The sequence below is a fragment of the Pedococcus sp. P2_D7 genome (assembly GCF_056404295.1).
Map to the genome: position 1 here is coordinate 53,054 of NZ_JBFUEH010000006.1, position 16,881 is coordinate 69,934.

Annotated in this window: 18 protein-coding genes; 9 read left to right on the forward strand and 9 right to left on the reverse strand. The window is 73.5% G+C overall.

Annotated elements, in window-relative coordinates:
* Window positions 1–93: 93 nt before the first annotated feature.
* The gene (locus AC1DWJ_RS15310) at window positions 94–621 is read left to right on the forward strand and encodes a YbaK/EbsC family protein (RefSeq protein WP_477621236.1); all 528 of its coding nucleotides are present in this window, start codon (window positions 94–96) and stop codon (window positions 619–621) included.
* On the opposite strand, the gene AC1DWJ_RS15315 is transcribed toward AC1DWJ_RS15310, so the two are convergent.
* The gene (locus AC1DWJ_RS15315) at window positions 605–1,765 is read right to left on the reverse strand and encodes a glycosyltransferase 87 family protein (RefSeq protein WP_477621237.1); all 1,161 of its coding nucleotides are present in this window, start codon (window positions 1,763–1,765) and stop codon (window positions 605–607) included. The genes AC1DWJ_RS15310 and AC1DWJ_RS15315 overlap by 17 nt on opposite strands.
* 129 nt (window positions 1,766–1,894) lie before the next feature.
* On the opposite strand from AC1DWJ_RS15315, the gene AC1DWJ_RS15320 reads away from it, so the two are divergent.
* Genes AC1DWJ_RS15320 through AC1DWJ_RS15335 form a run of 4 tightly spaced genes read left to right on the forward strand, consistent with a single transcriptional unit; the run spans window position 1,895 to window position 3,867 of the window.
* Window positions 1,895–2,308, forward strand: a complete 414-nt coding sequence (locus tag AC1DWJ_RS15320) for a hypothetical protein (protein WP_477621238.1) — start codon at window positions 1,895–1,897, stop codon at window positions 2,306–2,308.
* 5 nt (window positions 2,309–2,313) lie between these two features.
* On the forward strand, window positions 2,314–2,772 hold the full coding sequence (locus AC1DWJ_RS15325) for a hypothetical protein (protein ID WP_477621239.1): 459 nt from the start codon (window positions 2,314–2,316) through the stop codon (window positions 2,770–2,772).
* Window positions 2,769–3,200 carry a DCC1-like thiol-disulfide oxidoreductase family protein gene (locus AC1DWJ_RS15330; RefSeq protein WP_477621241.1) on the forward strand — a complete coding sequence of 144 codons (432 nt, stop codon included), beginning with the start codon at window positions 2,769–2,771 and terminating at the stop codon, window positions 3,198–3,200. Before AC1DWJ_RS15325 ends, AC1DWJ_RS15330 begins: the two co-directional genes overlap by 4 nt.
* Complete coding sequence (locus AC1DWJ_RS15335; RefSeq protein ID WP_477621242.1) at window positions 3,175–3,867, forward strand: TetR family transcriptional regulator; 693 nt, start codon at window positions 3,175–3,177, stop codon at window positions 3,865–3,867. The genes AC1DWJ_RS15330 and AC1DWJ_RS15335 overlap by 26 nt, the downstream gene beginning before the upstream one ends.
* A gap of 3 nt (window positions 3,868–3,870) precedes the next feature.
* Here AC1DWJ_RS15335 and AC1DWJ_RS15340 read toward each other — a convergent pair whose 3' ends face one another.
* From AC1DWJ_RS15340 to AC1DWJ_RS15355, 4 genes are read right to left on the reverse strand one after another with little or no spacing between them, the layout of a single operon-like run.
* Window positions 3,871–5,067, reverse strand: coding sequence for an SIS domain-containing protein (locus tag AC1DWJ_RS15340; RefSeq protein WP_477621243.1), 1,197 nt, complete (start codon window positions 5,065–5,067; stop codon window positions 3,871–3,873).
* A gap of 18 nt (window positions 5,068–5,085) precedes the next feature.
* The gene (locus AC1DWJ_RS15345) at window positions 5,086–5,286 is read right to left on the reverse strand and encodes a Trm112 family protein (protein ID WP_457252492.1); all 201 of its coding nucleotides are present in this window, start codon (window positions 5,284–5,286) and stop codon (window positions 5,086–5,088) included.
* Window positions 5,286–6,728: a phosphomannomutase/phosphoglucomutase gene (locus AC1DWJ_RS15350; protein ID WP_477621244.1), complete on the reverse strand. Its 1,443-nt coding sequence runs from the start codon at window positions 6,726–6,728 to the stop codon at window positions 5,286–5,288. Before AC1DWJ_RS15350 ends, AC1DWJ_RS15345 begins: the two co-directional genes overlap by 1 nt.
* A gap of 19 nt (window positions 6,729–6,747) precedes the next feature.
* Window positions 6,748–7,131, reverse strand: a complete 384-nt coding sequence (locus tag AC1DWJ_RS15355) for a DUF3499 domain-containing protein (RefSeq protein WP_056922854.1) — start codon at window positions 7,129–7,131, stop codon at window positions 6,748–6,750.
* Window positions 7,132–7,191: 60 nt separating this feature from the next.
* Here AC1DWJ_RS15355 and AC1DWJ_RS15360 point away from each other — a divergent pair, with 60 nt between their 5' ends.
* Window positions 7,192–7,638: a metallopeptidase family protein gene (locus AC1DWJ_RS15360; RefSeq protein WP_477621245.1), complete on the forward strand. Its 447-nt coding sequence runs from the start codon at window positions 7,192–7,194 to the stop codon at window positions 7,636–7,638.
* Window positions 7,639–7,691: 53 nt separating this feature from the next.
* Here AC1DWJ_RS15360 and AC1DWJ_RS15365 read toward each other — a convergent pair whose 3' ends face one another.
* From AC1DWJ_RS15365 to AC1DWJ_RS15375, 3 genes are all read right to left on the reverse strand, one after another.
* On the reverse strand, window positions 7,692–9,179 hold the full coding sequence (locus tag AC1DWJ_RS15365; RefSeq protein WP_457252496.1) for a DUF5719 family protein: 1,488 nt from the start codon (window positions 9,177–9,179) through the stop codon (window positions 7,692–7,694).
* Window positions 9,176–12,337, reverse strand: coding sequence for a glycosyltransferase (locus tag AC1DWJ_RS15370; protein ID WP_457252497.1), 3,162 nt, complete (start codon window positions 12,335–12,337; stop codon window positions 9,176–9,178). Before AC1DWJ_RS15370 ends, AC1DWJ_RS15365 begins: the two co-directional genes overlap by 4 nt.
* A 96-nt stretch (window positions 12,338–12,433) precedes the next feature.
* Window positions 12,434–12,649, reverse strand: coding sequence for a WhiB family transcriptional regulator (locus tag AC1DWJ_RS15375; protein WP_153269213.1), 216 nt, complete (start codon window positions 12,647–12,649; stop codon window positions 12,434–12,436).
* Between the two features lie 313 nt (window positions 12,650–12,962).
* On the opposite strand from AC1DWJ_RS15375, the gene cofD reads away from it, so the two are divergent.
* Window positions 12,963–13,949 (forward strand): 2-phospho-L-lactate transferase, encoded by a 987-nt coding sequence (gene cofD / locus AC1DWJ_RS15380; protein ID WP_477621246.1) that lies wholly within the window; start codon window positions 12,963–12,965, stop codon window positions 13,947–13,949.
* 2 nt (window positions 13,950–13,951) lie between these two features.
* Window positions 13,952–15,007, forward strand: coding sequence for a coenzyme F420-0:L-glutamate ligase (locus tag AC1DWJ_RS15385; RefSeq protein WP_457252499.1), 1,056 nt, complete (start codon window positions 13,952–13,954; stop codon window positions 15,005–15,007).
* 103 nt (window positions 15,008–15,110) lie between these two features.
* Here AC1DWJ_RS15385 and AC1DWJ_RS15390 read toward each other — a convergent pair whose 3' ends face one another.
* The gene (locus tag AC1DWJ_RS15390; RefSeq protein WP_457252500.1) at window positions 15,111–16,043 is read right to left on the reverse strand and encodes a DNA-3-methyladenine glycosylase family protein; all 933 of its coding nucleotides are present in this window, start codon (window positions 16,041–16,043) and stop codon (window positions 15,111–15,113) included.
* 90 nt (window positions 16,044–16,133) lie between these two features.
* On the opposite strand from AC1DWJ_RS15390, the gene AC1DWJ_RS15395 reads away from it, so the two are divergent.
* A complete protein-coding gene (locus AC1DWJ_RS15395) occupies window positions 16,134–16,835 on the forward strand; it encodes a DUF3105 domain-containing protein (protein WP_457252501.1) in 702 nt (233 codons plus the stop codon).
* Window positions 16,836–16,881: the final 46 nt, after the last annotated feature.

Below are 16,881 nucleotides of genomic sequence, written 5' to 3' on the forward strand. Positions count from 1 at the left end.
CCTTCGGGCGGGGGTCGGCGCCTCCAGAATGCCCAAGCGCCGAGGGGGATGCATCGCCCGTTTGGTCGGCATTTGCTCGGATAGTCTGCGGTGGTGAGCAGCGCTGAAGGCACCCTGGGCTGGGAGCCGGCGACCCGGCATACCTCGCTGCTGGCGGCTCCGGTCGCCGACGCGATCGGCACCGTCGCCTCCGCCCGGGTCGCGTCGATCGACCCGACCCTCGCCGACACGGCGGCCTTCTGCGAGGCCTACGACGTCGCCATGGAGCACTCGGCCAACTGCGTCGTCGTCGCCGGCAAGCGGGGCGGTGAGGTGCGGTATGCCGCGGTGCTGGTGCTGGCCTCGATGCGCGCCGACATCAACGGGGCGGTGCGCCGACACCTCGACGTGCGCAAGATCAGCTTCGCCCCGATGGACCAGGCGGTCGAGCTGACCCTGATGGAGTACGGCGGCATCACGCCGATCGGGCTCCCGGCCGACTGGCCGGTCCTCGTCGACGAAGCCGTCGTCGCCGCCGGCCGCGTGGTCATCGGCAGCGGCATCCGCGCCAGCAAGGTGCTCGTGGAGAGCGCGGACCTCGTGGCCCTGCCGACCGCCCAGGTGATCAGTCTCGCGCAGTGACGGATCCGCGCCGGCTCACTGAGGACCGCGCCGGACGCACGGCGAGCGCGACGAGGAAGGCCAGCGCCAGCCCGACGTAGGTCGACGCCACGAGCTGCTCGGCCGGCGACAGCCGGAGCGGGTCGCCGTCGGCCGCCCACATCGGGGGCAGGTACATCAGGAGGGCGACCACGACGGTGGCCACGCGCCAACCCCTTCGGGCCAGCACGACCAGGGCGGGCACCACCCAGACCCAGTGGTGGGTCCAGGAGATCGGCGAGACCAGCAGCGATCCGGCCGCGACCGCCGTGAGCGCGGCCAACGGGTCACCGGCGCGGGTGAGCCGGGTGGCCACCCACCCGACGAGGACCACGACGAGCGCCGCGCTGAGCAGGTACCACGGGCCTGGGTCGCCACCCAGCAGCCGGACCCACAGCGCCCGCAGCGACTGGTTGGTCGGCTCCTGCGCGTAGCCACCGAACTTGCCCATCGTCGTCAGGTCGTCGAGCCAGTAGCGCGCGGACTCGGTGGGCAGCACCACCCACCCGACGAGCACCGAGAGGAGGCCGGCCGCGGCGCTGCGGGCCACCGCGGGCCAGTCGCGCCGCACCGCGAAGTAGACGACGAAGAACGCCGGGGTCAGCTTGAGGCCCGCCGCCAGGCCGGTCAGGTAGCCACGGAAGCGCGGTGGGACCACGAAGACGTCGAGCATCACCAGCGCGCACAGGACGAGGTTGACCTGACCGAAGAGGAAGGTGCGCTGCACCGGTTCGAGCACCCAGGCCACGAGGACCAGGACCACGAGCCAGCCCAGCGGGGCCGGCCGGGTGGGTGCTGGTCGCCCCTCCTGCAGGGAGAGCCGCGCCACGACCACCAGCGCCACGAGCGACAGCGCCGTCAGCACCCACGCCGCGGCACCTCCGAGCAGCGCCAGCGGGACGAAGACGACCGCCGCGAAGGGCGGGTAGGTGAACTCGAGCGCGTCGGCCGGGGCGCGATAGGGGTCGCCACCGTGCAGCACGGCCTCCCCGCCCTGGAGGAAGACGTCGAGGTCGACCAGGTTCCAGGTCGACGGGTCGATCCAGCGCAGCCACGCGAGGACGACCGCCACCACGCCGATGCCGGTGGGCAGCAGCCACGCGGGCGCGGGTCGGTTCGTGGCCACGAGCGGTGACCCTAGCGGCTGGGTTCGGGACAGGGGACGGACCACGACACTTGAACATGTTCAACATCGTCTGCTACCGTCAGCTCCATCAACTTGAACACGTTCAACAACGTCTCCTGAAGGAGTGCCATGGACAACGCGGTCATCGCCTACCTGCTCTACCTGCTCATCGCCGTCCCCCTCACCATCTGGGTCGGGTCGACCCTGTCGCGCAACGGCCGGGTGTTCCTCGTCGACGTGTTCGACGGCAACGACGACCTCGCCGAGGCGGTCAACAAGCTGCTCGTCGTCGGCTTCTACCTGCTCAACCTCGGCGTCGTGGCCCTCTACCTGCGGGTCGGCGACACCCTGGCCAACGCCCGCGCCATCGTCGAGGTGCTCAGCGTGAAGATGGGAGTCGTCCTGCTGATGCTCGGCGTCGTGCACCTGACCAACGTCTACGTCTTCAACAGGATCCGTCGTCGGGGTCGCCTCGACGCCATGGCCGCTCCCCCGGTCCCGCCGCAGGGCTGGACCCAGCCCTTCCCCGCCCCGATGGGCTGACCGCCATGCCGACGGCCCGGATCGCGCTCGCCGGCGCCACCCTCTGGAGCCTCGCGCTCGTCGTGGCAGCCCTCACCGTGCCGGTCTACTCCGGGGAGACGGGCGGCACGGACTCGACCGGCGCGGTCAGCACCACCTCGAGCTCGACCACCCTCGTGGGTGAGAACGGGTGGTGGGGGGTGGTCGTGGCTGGCATCCCGCTGGCCGCCTGCCTGGTCGTCGGGGCCTTGCTGCTCGGGCCGGGCGGGCGAGGGGCCCAGGTGGCCGCCCTGGTGGTCGTGGCGCTGCTGGGCGTCCTGACCGTCCTCAGCCTCCTCAGCGTCGGGGTGTTCGTGGCCCCCGCCGTGGCTGGCCTGGGGGTTGCCGTCCTCGCCGACCGCACCCCAGACCGCACCCGGGACCGCCGCACCCGGGGCCGCCGCACCCGGGGCGACCACGCCCACGGCGTCGAGGCCGGGCCGTGAACCAGCTGGTCGTCCTCTACGACGCCGGCTGCCCGATGTGCTCGCGGTTCCGGTCCTGGCTCGTCGGGCAGCCGCACCTCGTGCCGGTCACCGCGGTCCCTGCCGGCTCCGCCGCCGCCCGTGAGCTGCTCCCCCGCCTCGACCACGCCGCCACCCTCCGCGAGATCACCGTCGTGGCCGACACCGGCGCGGTGTGGACCGGCGCCAGCGCGTGGGTCACCTGCCTGTGGGCCACCGTCGAGCACCGCGACCTCGCCCTCCGGTTGTCCACCCCCCTCGGCGTGCCCGTCGCCAGGGCGATGGCGTATGCCGCCGCAGGGCTGCGCGCCTCCCTCACCACGACGCACGCAGCTGAGTTGGGCGTGCCCACCCCCTCCGGAGGGGGTGGCTACGCTGACGACTGTGACGGACTCTGCCAACCGGTCTGACCCAGCCAACCGGTCCGACCGCGGCGAGCAGACCCGGGCCGCGATCGCGGCGGCCGCCCAGGAGCTCTTCCTCGAGCGTGGCTACGACAAGACCACCATGCGCGCCGTCGCCGACCGGGCCGGCGTCAGCATCGGCAACGCCTACTACTACTTCGCATCGAAGGAGCACCTGGTCCAGGCCTTCTACGACCAGATCCAGGTCGAGCACGCGGCCGCGGCGCACGACTCGCTCGAGCGCACCGAGAAGTTCGCCGACCGCCTGCGCGGCGTGCTGACGACGTGGGTCGACGTCGCCGAGCCGTTCCACGGGTTCGCGGGCAAGTTCTTCAAGGTCGCCGCCGAGCCCACCAGTCCCCTGTCGCCGTTCAGCAGCGAGTCGCGGGGCGCCCGCGAGGCCAGCATCGACCTGTTCCGGAGAGTGGTCGACGGGTCGGACCTCAAGGTGCCGGCACCGATCCGGGCCGAGCTGCCCGAGCTGCTGTGGCTGCTCCAGATGGGGGTCGTGCTGTTCTGGGTGCACGACTCGAGCGCCGGCCAGACGCGCACGCGGGCCCTCGTGCGCCAGGTCGTCCCCCTGGTCGACAAGCTGGTGCGGCTGAGCCGCCTGCCCGGCATGCGGGGCGTCGTGGGCGACGCGGTAGAGCTGATCCGCTCGGTCCGTCCCTGACGTTCAGCCGCCGGTGCGCCCGCGCAGGTCGGCCACGTGGGGTGAGACCGCCGGGTCGAGCCCCAGCCCGAGCGCGAGGTAGGTCGCGGCGAAGTCGGTCGTGGCGATCTGGCCGGCGAGCCGGGTCAGGGGGTGCCCCGGCTCGGCGGTCACCTCGCTGACCCGCACGCCCGCCTCGCGGGCAGCGGTCGTCACGGCCTCGGCCAGGATCCGCGCCTCGTCGGCCGCACGGGTCAGCGGGTCGGGCAGGACGTCGCGGAGCATGAGCAGCGACAGGCGGGGGGCTGCCGGACCGTCGAGGAACGGGTCGGCGAAGATGTCGTCGCCGCGGTCCTGACCCGTCGCCAGTGCCGGTGCCCCACCGGAGTAGGCCGCCGTGAACGGTCCGTCGAAGCACGCCACGACCTGGGCCGCGTCGTCGGGCAGCTCGCCCGAGGTGGCCGGCACGCGGGCGGTCCGGGCCAGCATCGACGTGGCGCGGCCCGCGGCGACCCCGTTGAGGGGGCCGTCGCCGAGGACGACCGGCACCCCTTCGGCGAGGTCGGCGGCGAGGACCTTCGCCGGGTTGACGAACGACTCCGACGACGGCCGGCAGGTCTCGGCCAGCTCGTCGAGGCGGTCGGCGGTCTGGGTGAGCACGCGGGCATCGACGTCGACGATGCCCAGGTGGCCGGCCCCGAGCAGCACCGGTGCGAGCAGGGACCACAGAGCGGTCCGGGACGTCGTCCGGCCACGGCCGATGCCGATGTGCACGCCCCTGGCCTGTGCGGCCACGTCGGCCAGCGGCGAGTCCACGGCGCCGACAGTCAGCAGCGAGGCGCCCCTGCGGGCGGCCTCGGCGGCCAGCGCGAGCGGACCCGGAGCGCGGCCCGACAGGGACACCGCGATGACGAGGTCGAGGGGGCCCACCCAGCCGGGCAGGGGCACGTTCCTCCGTACGCTCACCGGCACCGGCGACCCCGGCTCGGCCAGGAGCTCTAGGACGTCGCACACGACGGCGGACCCGCCCAGCGACGCGACGAGCACCGAGCGCGGCCGCTCACCCCCTCCGACCCGTTCGATCCCCGCCTCTGCGGACAGGGCGACGGCCTCGCGGACCTGGGCACCGGACGTGGCGAGGGCCCGCAGCGTCTGGTGCGAGTCGAGGGCCGTCAGCGCTTCGTCACTGTCGACGCGCGACTCGTCGAAGAAGGAGGCCATCGTCGCGCCGGCAGTCCGTCAGACCGGCTTGCGGGCTTCGTCGACCAGCAGCACTGGCACGCCGTCGTCGATGCGGTACTGCAGTCCGCACTCGGCGTTGGTGCAGTGCAGCTCGGGCTTGCCCTCCACGGTGGCGTCGGTGAGCTCGGAGCGGCAGGCCGGGCACCTCAGGATCTCCCGCAGCCACGGCTCGATCCGGACGTCCTGTCCTTGCGACATCAGCGTTCTCCTCTCACCAGTGCGAGCACATCGTCTCGCACCTGGCTCATCGTGTCTCGGTCGGCAGCCTCGACGTTGAGTCGCAGCAGCGGTTCGGTGTTGGAGGCGCGCAGGTTGAGCCACCACATCGGGGAGTCCTGCGTCGCCGCGTGGGTCGCCGTCAGCCCGTCGAGCTCGTCGAACTCCGCACCCCGCTCGGCCGCCCACTCCCGCACCCGCGCGGTCGCGGCCGGCGCGTCGGTGACGGTCGAGTTGATCTCGCCGGACGCGGCATACCGGCTGTATGCCGCGGTGAGCCGGCTGAGCGGCTCGGCCTGCTCGCCGAGGGCGGCGAGGACGTGCATCGCGGCGAGCATGCCGGTGTCGGCGAACCAGAAGTCGCGGAAGTAGTAGTGCGCGCTGTGCTCGCCGCCGAAGACGGCGTCCTCACGGGCCATCTCGGCCTTGATGAACGAGTGCCCCACGCGAGTGCGGACGCCGCGCGCACCCTGCTCGGCGATGATCTCGGGGACCGCTGCCGACGAGATGACGTTGTAGACCACGGCGACGTCGGCCGCGGCGGTGCCCGCAGCGACCCGCTTGGCGACCTCGCGGGTGGCCACCAGCGCGGTCACGGCACTCGGGCTGACCGGCTCGCCGCGCTCGTCGATGACGAAGCAGCGGTCAGCGTCGCCGTCGAAGGCGAGCCCGAGGTCGGCGCCGTGCTCGACGACCGCAGCCTGCAGGTCGCGCAGGTTCTCGGGCTCGAGCGGGTTGGCCTCGTGGTTGGGGAAGGTGCCGTCCAGCTCGAAGTAGAGCGGCACGACCTCGAGCGGGAGCTCGGGCAGGCCTGCGGCCGTGCCGAGGACCGCCGGCACCGTGTGGCCGCCCATGCCGTTCCCGGCGTCGACGACGACCTTGAGGGGGCGTCCGGCGGAGAGGTCCACGAGGCCCCGCAGGAACACCGCGTAGTCGGTCAGCAGGTCGCGCTCGACCACCTCGCCCACGCGACCGTCGACCGGTCCGGCACTGGTGCCGGTGTCGAGGAGCTGCTGGGCCAGGGCGCTGACGTCGGCCAGGCCGGAGTCCTGCCCGACGGGACGGGCGCCCGCGCGGCAGAGCTTGATGCCGTTGTACTGGGCCGGGTTGTGCGACGCCGTGAACATCGCGCCGGGGAGGTCGAGGGCGCCACTGGCGTAGTAGAGGCCGTCGGTGCTGCACAGCCCGATCAGGGTGGCGTCCAGGCCCTGGGCCGTGACACCTGCCGCGAAGGCGCGCGAGAGCTCCGGTGACGACGGGCGCATGTCGTGGCCGATCACCACGCCCGACGCGCCCTCAGGGGCGATGACGGTCTGCGCGAACGCAGCTCCGAGCGCCCAGGCCACGTCCACGTTGAGCTGGTCGGGGACCAGACCACGGACGTCATAGGCCTTGACGAAGTCGGACAGCACGGGTTTCGGCACGCCCGAAACCCTAGCGGTCTCAGGAGTCGCGCAGCACGCGCAGGTGTCCTCGGCGACCGGTCTCGATCGCGCCGGACGCATCCTCGTCGGCAGGCTGGCGGCGCGCCTGCACGGCGGCCTCGCCGAGCCGGGGACGGCCAGCCTCACGCACGGCGTTCGCCAGGGCCAGGAGGTCGTCGTGCGACGGCTCGGGCTCGACGTACTCGCCCGACAGGCGCACGATCTCCCAGCCCCGCGGGGCGGTCAGGCCCTCGGCGTGGGTGGCGCACAGGTCGTAGGTGTGCGGTTCGGCGAAGGTCGCGAGCGGGCCGACCACCGCGGTCTGGTCGCCGTAGACGTAGGTGAGCGTCGCGATGGCGGGCTTGGAGCACGCGGTGCGGGAGCACCTCCTGGACAGACTCACGTCGCGGACTCTATGCCAGCACGGCGGGGCCGCCGGGTCGGCACGCCGTAGGCTGCGGGAGTGACTTCGGCCGGCTCCCCCCAGCGCTCCTCCGGGCCCGGTCGGCGGGACCGCCGCGGCCGTGGCGTGCGCGGTCCGCTGGCGTGGCCGGCCGTGCCGGCGATGACCACGCGGCGCCAGCAGTTCGACGACCTCGTGCTGGACAGCGCGGCCCGCCTCGAAGGTCGGCTCGGGCCGCGCTTCGAGCAGCTGGAGTTCGCGGTGGAGGACGTCCCGCCCACCGACCCTGCGCCGTGGGAGCGCGAGGGCGCCCCGCTCGGCCGGGCCTTTCCCGCCCACGGACGGCAGCCTGCCCGGATCGTCATCTACCGCAGGCCGATCGAGGCCCGCGCCGAGAGCCAGCGGGACCTCACCGCGATCGTGCAGGACGTCGTGGTCGAGCAGGTGGCCGGACTGTTCAACCTGCCTCCGGGCGACCTCGACCCGCGCTACGACGACGGCGCCTGACCGCCCTGCCCTGAACACCCTGCCGGGACTGCCGGGACTGCCCGGACGGACCGCTACTGGGTGACTTCGCGCAGGCCGACCGAGGTCGTCCGCAGGACGGTGTCCCTGAGCGGCGTGACCGAGATGAGCTGCCCTTGGTCGTCCTCCAGCAGGGAGATGACGCCGGCTCGCAGCTGACCGTTGCCGGACACGCGGTGCACCCACACGGAGGCGGCACCGGTGACGTCGATCGACGAGGTGGCGTCGACGCCGACCTGCGGCCTGCGCGAGGTCTCGACCCCGTGGGCGTCGACGGTCACCACCTCCACCCCGGCGGTGTCACCCGACGACGTCAGCGACAGCAGGCGCTGGACACCGGTGGCCGCGCCGGGAGCGACGAGCGGCATCCCGGCCACCCCCGTGATCGGTGGGGTCGACGAGGCCCAGGCCAGGTCGCCGGGCTTGGCGGGGTCGGCACGGGTCACCATCGCGGCGGCCACGACGGGCACGTCGGCCCGGACCTGGATCCCCACGGTGGAGGGCGGGAGCGTCGAGAGGTCGATGTCGCGCACGGCGCCGCCGTTGATGCGGATGACGCCTCCCCCCGGCAGGGCCCGGGCGCCCTGGGCGGTGAGCACCCTCGCCTGGACCACGGCCTCTGAGCCGCCGGGCACCGCGACGCGCAGCACCGACCTGCCGGTCACGGCGACCGCCGGGATGACCTGGTCGCGCGAGGGCATGGCGGCCGGCACCGCGTCGTCCGACCCTCCCGCCCTCGTCCCGTCCAGCCAGGTGTCGTTGACGACGGCGCCGACGACGCCACCTTGGGCGACGACGTGCACGACGGGGTTGGCGAGGTCACCCGAGATCGAGTCGAGCAGGAAGGAGGTGCGACCGTGGGCCGGCACGACGAGGTCCTTGCCGTTGGGAGAGGAGACCGGCCCGTCGGCCCCGTGCAGCGTCGCGTCCACGGTGACCGGGTTGCCACCCGGGTTGGTGAGCACGAGCCGCTCCTGGCGACCGGGGTCGCCTCCACCGGCGAGGATCCAGAACTCGGCACCCGGCTGGCTGCACGGCGCCCCTCCGAGGGAGCGCAGGTCGCCCGAGGGCACCAGCCAGCTCTGGACCGCCGCCACTCCGGCCGCCATCGACTCGGTCCCGGACACGAGCACGCCAGCGGCCGTGGCCTGGTCGGCCGAGAGGTTGGCCCCACGAGCGGTGACGGGGGCGCCGAGGGCACCACTCGGCATACGGGCGACGCTGAGCGTGCCTGCGGCCGTGGCGGGTTGGCTGCCGGTGAGGGCACGAGGCGGCGCCGCGGCCGCGGCGACCCGCACCGGCACGTCGGCGTCGTCGACGCCCTGGATCCCCTTGAGCTCGGGGCCGGGGCACACGAGCGAGGAGCTGCGCACCGGGCTCGTGACTGCGCTGCTGGCCTGGTCGGCGCCGACGTCGGACCCGACGGCCAGCGCACCCTGGCCGTGCGTGGCGGCGACGACGATGCCCACACCCGCGAGGGCCACGAGGGACGTGCGGACCAGTCCGCTGGCTGACACGTTCACGGGCGCCTCCTCCTCGAGGAGCGGTTGCCGAACGGCACGGCGAGGAAGACGACCAGCAGCAGGAGGATGCCCTGCGCGGAGCGCCAGGTGGCGCTGGTGGGGAGCACCTCCACGGAGATCGTCGCCGGACCGGCGGGCAGTGGGTATGCCGCGCCGTCGCCGCTGGGCGCGAGGATCCGGCCGTCGACGGTCACCCTGGCGTGGCGCACCCAGGAGTCGGGCTCGGCGAGGACGAGCGAAGCGCCTTGCGGCACCACGGACTTCACCTCGACACGGGCGTGTGAGCCACTCACCGGCAGGGCCTGCTCGGAGGTCTTGGTGACCAGTCGGACCCGCGACGGTGCGACCGCGTCGTCGGCCGTGCCACCGCCTCCGGGGAGCACGCGCCAGAAGGTCACGCCGTCGTGTTCGCCCAGGCGGCTGAGCCCGGCCGTCGCGTCGAGCGCGCGGATCCGCGGGTCGGTGGCCTCGGTGCGCAGGCCGACGAAACCCACGGCCTGGTCGGACAGGTCTGCCGCCGGGGTGAGCGCCCCGGGGGCAGCGCCCTGCTCGAAGAGCGCACCGACCGAGGTCGCCAGGGCCGCGCTGTCGGCGCGTGGGGCGCGATCGGCGGCGGGGGTCGGCAACGAGCGCGCCACGTCGCTGACCTCGCGGCCGAGCAGCTGGTAGGTCAGCCCCTCCCCTTCCGGGGCGAGCAGGAGCATGCGGTTGCCGATGCCGCTCTCGGCCTGGTCGACAGCCACCGCGGGCCGCGGGTCCTGCCAGGCGCGCAGCTCGCTGCCCACCGTGCGCCAGGTCAGCCAGGCACCGCTGAGCAGCACAGAGGCGATCAGGGCTGCGGCGACGGGCCATCGGGCCAGCGCCTCCCAGCCCCCGCGGGACCGACTCACCGCGAGGCCTTCGGCCCCCAGCAGGGCAGCCGCGACGAGGGCAAGGGCGCACACCAGCAGGCCGGTGCCGGCCCAGGCGGTGATCGGCCGGCCTGCCTCCGGAAGTCCCTGCGGGACGACCCCGAGGGTGATCCGGGGAGCGAGGACGGCATAGCCGAGCCCGATGATGGCGACGACGGCAAGGACGCTCGCGGCCGGACCACGGCGACCCGCCCTGAGCAGGCCGAGCAGCCCCGCGAGGACGAGCGGTGCCGACAGCAGGACGGGGTAGGAGCCGGCTCCACCCGGGTGGAGCAGCGCGATCTGCCAGGGCTGCGCCTGACCGGTGCCCCAGACGGAGAGGCCGGGACCGGTGAACACCAGCGCCGGGCGCGCGACCAGCGTGGCCACCCAGGGTCCGAGCAGCAGCACAGGACCGAGCACGATCGCCAGGCCCCGCACGCGGGCCCAGCCGTGCCCGGCGACGACCACCGCGACGCCGGCGACGACCACCAGGGCCAGGAGGGCGGGAGCGAACGCCCCGAGGACGGCGGCCGCGAGGACGGTGGCCGCCGTGGCGGTGGCCGTGCCGGTCCGGCGACCGGCCAGCGCCACGCCCGCCGCGACGAGCGGCAGCACGACCGCGGCGACGACGGCTCCGAGCCGGCCGGAGCCGACCGCGGTGGCCAGCACCGCAGTCGTGGACCACGCCAGGGCCGCGAGGGCACGGGGCAGGCGCGAGTGGGTCACGACCCGGGCGCCGAGGTATGCGGTGAGCGCGGCCAGCGGGAGCGCGAACGTCACGAGCACGGTGACGACCGCACCGGCGGGCGAGGCGGGAGCGCTGAGGAGGGGGAGGTGGGCGGCCAGCCACGAGAGCCCGGCCAGTACCACGAGGTGGGGCCCCTGCTCGGCGCCGGACCCGAGGCCCGCGCCGTGCCAGCCGTCGAGCCAGGTGTGCCAGAGCGTGCCCGCACCGGCCCGGACCCCGACGGTCTCGCCGCCGGTGAGTCCGTTGTCGAGGCGGTCGCCGAAGCTGCCACCGAGCCGCCTGGTCGCCAGCACCGACACCACCGTCACCGCGAGGACCACGAGGAGGCCGGGGTTGCGGGCGGCGCGGGATGCCCAGGTGGCACCGAGCACGTTGAGGTCCTGCGCCTCGTCGGCGACGGGACCCGACTCGATCGCGGAGGCGCGGGCGGAGTCGACCTGGCCCGGCTCGAGGGCCACTCCGTCACGGATGAGGTCAGTGGTGTGGCGCAGGACGGTGCGCGACGGGACGAACAGTCCCTGCAGGTCGCGGCGACGCACTTGGCGCGTGCCGCGCGACCGCCAGCGGGCGCCCAGCACGCGGCCGGGCGTGAGCACGGCACCGATGTCGGAGAACTCCGCCCAGGCGGCGCGCGGGCGCTTCGCGAGCAGGAGGGCGACGGCCGCGAGCGTGCTCGAGAGGACGATCCACGCGGTCAGGAACGGCAGCGTCCACCAGGCGCAGCGCGACAGCGCCACGCGGCGCGCCTGTCGACGCAGGCGGGTCGCCGAGTCGCGCGGCACGACGTCGTCCGGGGCCGCCTCGGCCCCCGTCCGCAGAGTGGCGCGGGGCACCACGACCACCCGACGGCCGGACTGCTGGGCCCGCCACGAGAAGTCGATGTCGGCACCGAAGTCGCCGAACCTGCGCTCCGGACCACCCAGCTGCTCGAACAGGTCCCGCTCGACGAGCATGCCGGTCGCGGGGATGGCGAGGACGTCGGTGCGGCGGTCGTACTGACCCTGGTCGGGCTCACCGGCGGCCGGGGACGGGATGAGTCGTCCGCTGCGGGTCAGCTGGAGGCCCACGGAGCGCAGCGCGCCGGCGCGGGTCCAGTCGAGCAGCTTGGGACCGGCCGCCCCGACCGACGGGCTGCGACGCACCGCGTCGAGCAGGCGGGCCAGGGTCATGGGCGCGGCGGCGCTGTCGGAGGTCAGCACCCACACGTGGGTGGCCGGGTCGCGCTCGTCACCACGGGACGCGTGATCCTGCGCGGGGGCGTCCTGGGCGAGAGCGTCCTGGGCGAGGGCCGAGCGCACGGCATACGCGAGGGAGGCGGCGCCGGGGACGGTGACGAAGCTGATCGAGGGGATGGAGTCCGCGACGCCATCGTGGGCCCGCACGGTCTCGACGGCGTTGCCGTCCACCCCGGGGTCGACCACCACGAGGCGTTCGGGGCTGCGCGTCTGGCGCGCGAGGGAGTCGAGGGTCTCCGGGAGCGCCGAGGCGGGGCCCCGGAGCACCAGAACCGCCGTCACGGTCGCGACCGCCGCAGGAGGTCCTGCGGGGTCCGTCACATCATGGGGCGGGGCAAGCGTCATGCGCTGGTCACGAGGGAGTCGCCGCGCCGGCGACTAGACCGCACGCTTCTTGAGCTTGCGGCGCTCACGCTCGGACAGCCCGCCCCAGATGCCGAACCGCTCGTCGTGGGCCAGGGCGTACTCCAGGCACTCGGCCCGGACCTCGCACCCGACGCAGACCTTCTTGGCCTCCCGCGTCGACCCGCCCTTCTCAGGGAAGAACGCCTCGGGGTCCGTCTGGGCGCAGAGCGACCGCTCCTGCCACGACATCTGTACCTCTTCGCCACCTTCAAAGGTGACCAACTGAAGCTCTTGCACGGCTTCCTCCTCGACCCGGTGCGCCGCCATGTGTGTGATCAAGCGCGATCACAACAATGGAATTACACGCGTGTCATACGTGGTTCGTCAAGCGGAAGTCTGATATTTGCCCGATCGGACGAACCTTGATAACGCCTCTTCCCCGGACGCTAGAGGTGCGGTAGAAGTGCGGTGCACGTGCCCGGCGTAGGTCCGGCGGCCACGGGCGTCCATCCTGCGGGAGCCACCGGTCGCCTCGCAGGGCGGGGCTGCAAGACTGCGGGACATGCGCATCACGGCACTGGCCGGCGGCGTCGGAGGTGCCCGCTTCCTGCGTGGCCTCCGCACCCACCTCGACCGCTCCCCCGACCTCGCAGGCACCGAGCTCACCATCATCGGCAACACCGGTGACGACATCACCCTCTTCGGACTGCGGGTCTGTCCCGACCTCGACACGTTGATCTACACCCTCGGCGGCGGCATCCACGAGGGCCAGGGCTGGGGGCGTGCCGACGAGAGCCACCGGGTGCTCGGGGAGCTGGCGGCCTACGGTGCCGTGCCCCAGTGGTTCGCCCTCGGCGACCTCGACTTCGGCACCCACGTCGTGCGCTCGCAGTGGCTGGGCCAGGGCGTGTCCCTGTCCGAGGTGACCGCCCGTCTCGCGGCCCGGTGGGGGCTGCCCGACCAGCGCATCACGCTGCTGCCCATGAGCGACTCGCCCGTCGAGACCCACGTGGTCGTCGAGGACGAGCAGGGACAGCGGGCGATCCACTTCCAGGAGTGGTGGGTCCGCCACCAGGCGTCGATCCCGGCACAGCGCTTCCAGGCCGTCGGCATGGACCGCGCCACCCCCGCTCCCGGCGTCCTCGACGCGATCCGTGGCGCCGACGTGGTGCTCCTGCCGCCGAGCAACCCGGTCGTGTCCATCGGGATCATCCTCGGGGTCCCGGGCGTGCGAGATGCCTTGCGCGGCACCGCTGCTCCGGTGGTCGGCGTGTCACCACTCATCGGAGGTATGCCGGTGCGAGGCCACGCCGACGCGTGCCTGCGGGCCATCGGCGTGGACTCCACGACCGCCGCCGTCGCGGGACTCTACGAGGACTTCCTCGACGGGTGGCTCGTCTCCCCCGAGGACGAGTCGTCGGTGCGACTGCCCCGGGCGGCGGTGCGTGGCCGACCGCTGCTGATGACCGACACGGACGCGGCAGCCGAGATCGCGGGTGCCGCCCTCGACCTGGCGCTCGAGCTGACCACCCAGACCAAGGACGCCTGACCGTGCCGACGCTCTCGATCGTGCCACTGACGGGCATGCCCGAGGTGCGACCCGGCGACGAGCTGGTCGTCCTGCTGCTCGACGCCGCCGCAGCGGCGGGCCTGACCCTGGTGGATGGCGACGTGCTCGTGGTCTCGAGCAAGATCGTCTCGAAATCCCTTGGCCTGTGGGCAGATTCGACGATCAAGAGCGCGGCCGTCGTCAGCCAGACAGTCCGGGTGGTGGCCGAGCGCCTGAGCGGCGACAAGGTGACACAGATCGTCCGGTCGACGGCCGGCCCGATCCTGGCCGCGGCCGGGGTGGACGCCTCCAACACCGGCGGGCGAGATGCCGTGCTGCTGCTGCCGGCCGACCCCGATGCGGAGGCGGAGCACCTGCGGGTGGCGCTGCTGGCCGCGACCGGCCTCAGGCGCCTGGGTGTGGTGCTGAGCGACACCGCTGGGCGACCGTGGCGGTTCGGGCAGACCGACTTCGCGCTGGGTGCCGCAGGCATCGACGTCGTCGACGACCTGCGCGGTGGTGTCGACGCCGACGGTCGGCCGCTGTCGGTCACCGCCCGCGCGGTCGGCGACGAGCTCGCGGCTGCCGCAGACCTGGTCAAGGGCAAGGCCGACGCGATCCCCGCCGCCGTGGTCCGCGGCACCGAGTGGGTCCTGGCCGACCGCGGCCGCGGCGCCCGCGCGCTCATCCGCGCAGGACGCGACGACTGGTTCGACTACGGCCGCGCCGAGGCCGTCCGGGCCGCCCTCGGCCTCGAGCCCGGCAGCTCGGGCGCCGCACAGCTCGGAATCGCTTCTGTCGCACCGGAACCCCTCGCCGTGCGCGTCGAGCGAGCGTGCTCGGTCGCAGCCGCCCACCTCCCGTTCGGCAGCGGTGCCGACACCAGCGGGGAGGCCTTCGTCGAGCTCTCGGCAAAAACGCCGTTCCAGGTGGGTGTGGTGGCCGCCCGTCTTCAGGTCGCGCTGTGGGGCGAGGGCATCGACTCCGCGCTCGACGGTGCGGACTTCCTCGGCCCGGACGGCGAGGCCCGGGTCCGCGTGACGGTCACCGACCGCTGAGGCCACCCCGTCGCACCGCGCCCTGTGGCGACCTGTTCGTCACCGAACGCGGGTCACGGCGGCCTGGTGACCACCGGAACCCAACACCTGCGGGCGGACTTCGTCAGCGGCGCGTCGGGAGGTGGGTCCTCGGGGCCATCCGGGGACCCCGCCGCGGACGAGCCGCCCCGGACAGCTCGAGCAGGTGCTGCACGCGGTAGCGGTGGCCCCGGTAGGGCTCGAGCAGCTCGGCGAGGACGTCGTCGTCGCGGGCCTCGCCCAACAGCGCCCAGGTGAGGTTCTTGGCCACGTGGTAGTCGCCGAAGCTCACGGAGTCGGGGTCACCCAGCGCGCGTTGGGCGACCTCGGCCGCCGTCCAGACGCCGATGCCCGGCACCGACCGCAGCCGTCGGTGGGCCGCGTCGAGGGGCAGGGTGGCGCACTCCTCCAGCCGGCCCGCCACCGCGGCCGCCCTCATCACCGTCCCTGACCGCGCGCCGTCCACCGACGCCGCCAGCCAGTCCCAGGACGGGATGGCCGCCCACTCCTGCGCCGTCGGGGCGACCCACAGCCGACGCTGCTCACCGGGGCCAGGGGCGCGCGAGCCGAACCGGTGGACCAGCGCCCGGTATCCACCGAACGCCTCCTTGCCGGTGACCTTCTGCTCGATCACCCCCGGGACCAGCGCGTGCATGACCAGGCCGGACCGCGGCACGTGCCACGCGGCATACCGCTTCCACGCCGTGGCGACCTGCGGATGGTGCGCCACGAAGTCACTGTCGTCGTCTCCGTCGCCGAGCAGCGCCGGCACCTGGTCGAGGGCCCACTGCGCTCCATCACCCCAGGCGGTCGCCACGACTTCACCGGCGTCGCGACGCTGGACGAGCCGCAGCGTTGCCGCCCCGGTGGGGGTCGGCAGCCCGAGCCACCAGCCGTCGCCCCGGTCGGACTGGAAGGTCGGATCGCCTCCCCCGCGACGGAACGCCGAGATCACCAGCCCCACCGCAGTGGCCCTGCCGGGACGCCACACACGGGTGGTCTCGGCGGTCGGGGACATGACGCCAGTGTTGCGCGTTGGGGTGACAGAGTCCGCAGGCGGGCCACGTAGACTCTGCGCGACCCGCCCCCGAACGACCCCGAGGAACCTGTGGCAAACAAGCGCGCGAGCCAGGACCGCAAGGCCCGACTGGCCGAGATCCAGAACCAGCAGAAAGCCAAGGAGCGCAAGGTCGTCGCCGGCATCGTCGTCGGTTGTCTCGTGCTGCTGGCCGGTCTCACGGGGGTCGTGCTCTACGCGATCAACGACGCGAAGGGCAAGCAGCTGCCGGCCCTCGGTGTCTCCGTGGCGGCCGCCAAGTGCGACCCCGTCACCACCGACGCCGCGACCGGTTCGGGCGAGCACGTCGGGCCGGGCACGCAGAAGCCCGACCAGACCTCGGTGCAGTACTCGACGATCCCGCCGAGCAACGGCGCCCACTTCGTCAGCCCCGACGTCAGCGGCCGTGACTTCTACACCGCCACCGACCGCCCGGTCCTCGAGACGCTGGTCCACAACCTCGAGCACGGCTACACGATCCTCTGGTACGACGGCACCAAGGTGAAGGACACCACGCTGCTCAAGGACGTCGCCGACCAGGCCAACAAGGTCGCCGAGACCAGCGGCAAGTTCAAGGTCGTCGAGTGGGACCCCAGCCGTGGCGCCTTCCCGGCCGACAAGCCCTACGCGCTCTCGCACTGGGCCAAGGACGCCGGTCACCGCCAGCTCTGCGGCGACCTCTCCGGACAGGTCATCATCGACTTCGTGAAGAAGTACCCGAAGGACGACACCCAGGAGCCGGGCGCCGCCTGACCCCCGGGTCTTCGGACCCGACCGCGGCACCAGGTATGCCGCCCGC

What these genes read in the sequence shown, in the direction of transcription:
- AC1DWJ_RS15390 (WP_457252500.1), bottom strand. Translation starts at nt 16,043, where the DNA reads ATGTCCCCGACCGCCGAGACCACCCGTGTGTGGCGTCCCGGCAGGGCC.
- cofD (WP_477621246.1), top strand. Translation starts at nt 12,963, where the DNA reads ATGCGCATCACGGCACTGGCCGGCGGCGTCGGAGGTGCCCGCTTCCTG.
- AC1DWJ_RS15375 (WP_153269213.1), bottom strand. Translation starts at nt 12,649, where the DNA reads ATGTCGTGGCAGGAGCGGTCGCTCTGCGCCCAGACGGACCCCGAGGCG.
- AC1DWJ_RS15320 (WP_477621238.1), top strand. Translation starts at nt 1,895, where the DNA reads ATGGACAACGCGGTCATCGCCTACCTGCTCTACCTGCTCATCGCCGTC.
- AC1DWJ_RS15345 (WP_457252492.1), bottom strand. Translation starts at nt 5,286, where the DNA reads ATGTCGCAAGGACAGGACGTCCGGATCGAGCCGTGGCTGCGGGAGATC.
- AC1DWJ_RS15340 (WP_477621243.1), bottom strand. Translation starts at nt 5,067, where the DNA reads ATGGCCTCCTTCTTCGACGAGTCGCGCGTCGACAGTGACGAAGCGCTG.
- AC1DWJ_RS15325 (WP_477621239.1), top strand. Translation starts at nt 2,314, where the DNA reads ATGCCGACGGCCCGGATCGCGCTCGCCGGCGCCACCCTCTGGAGCCTC.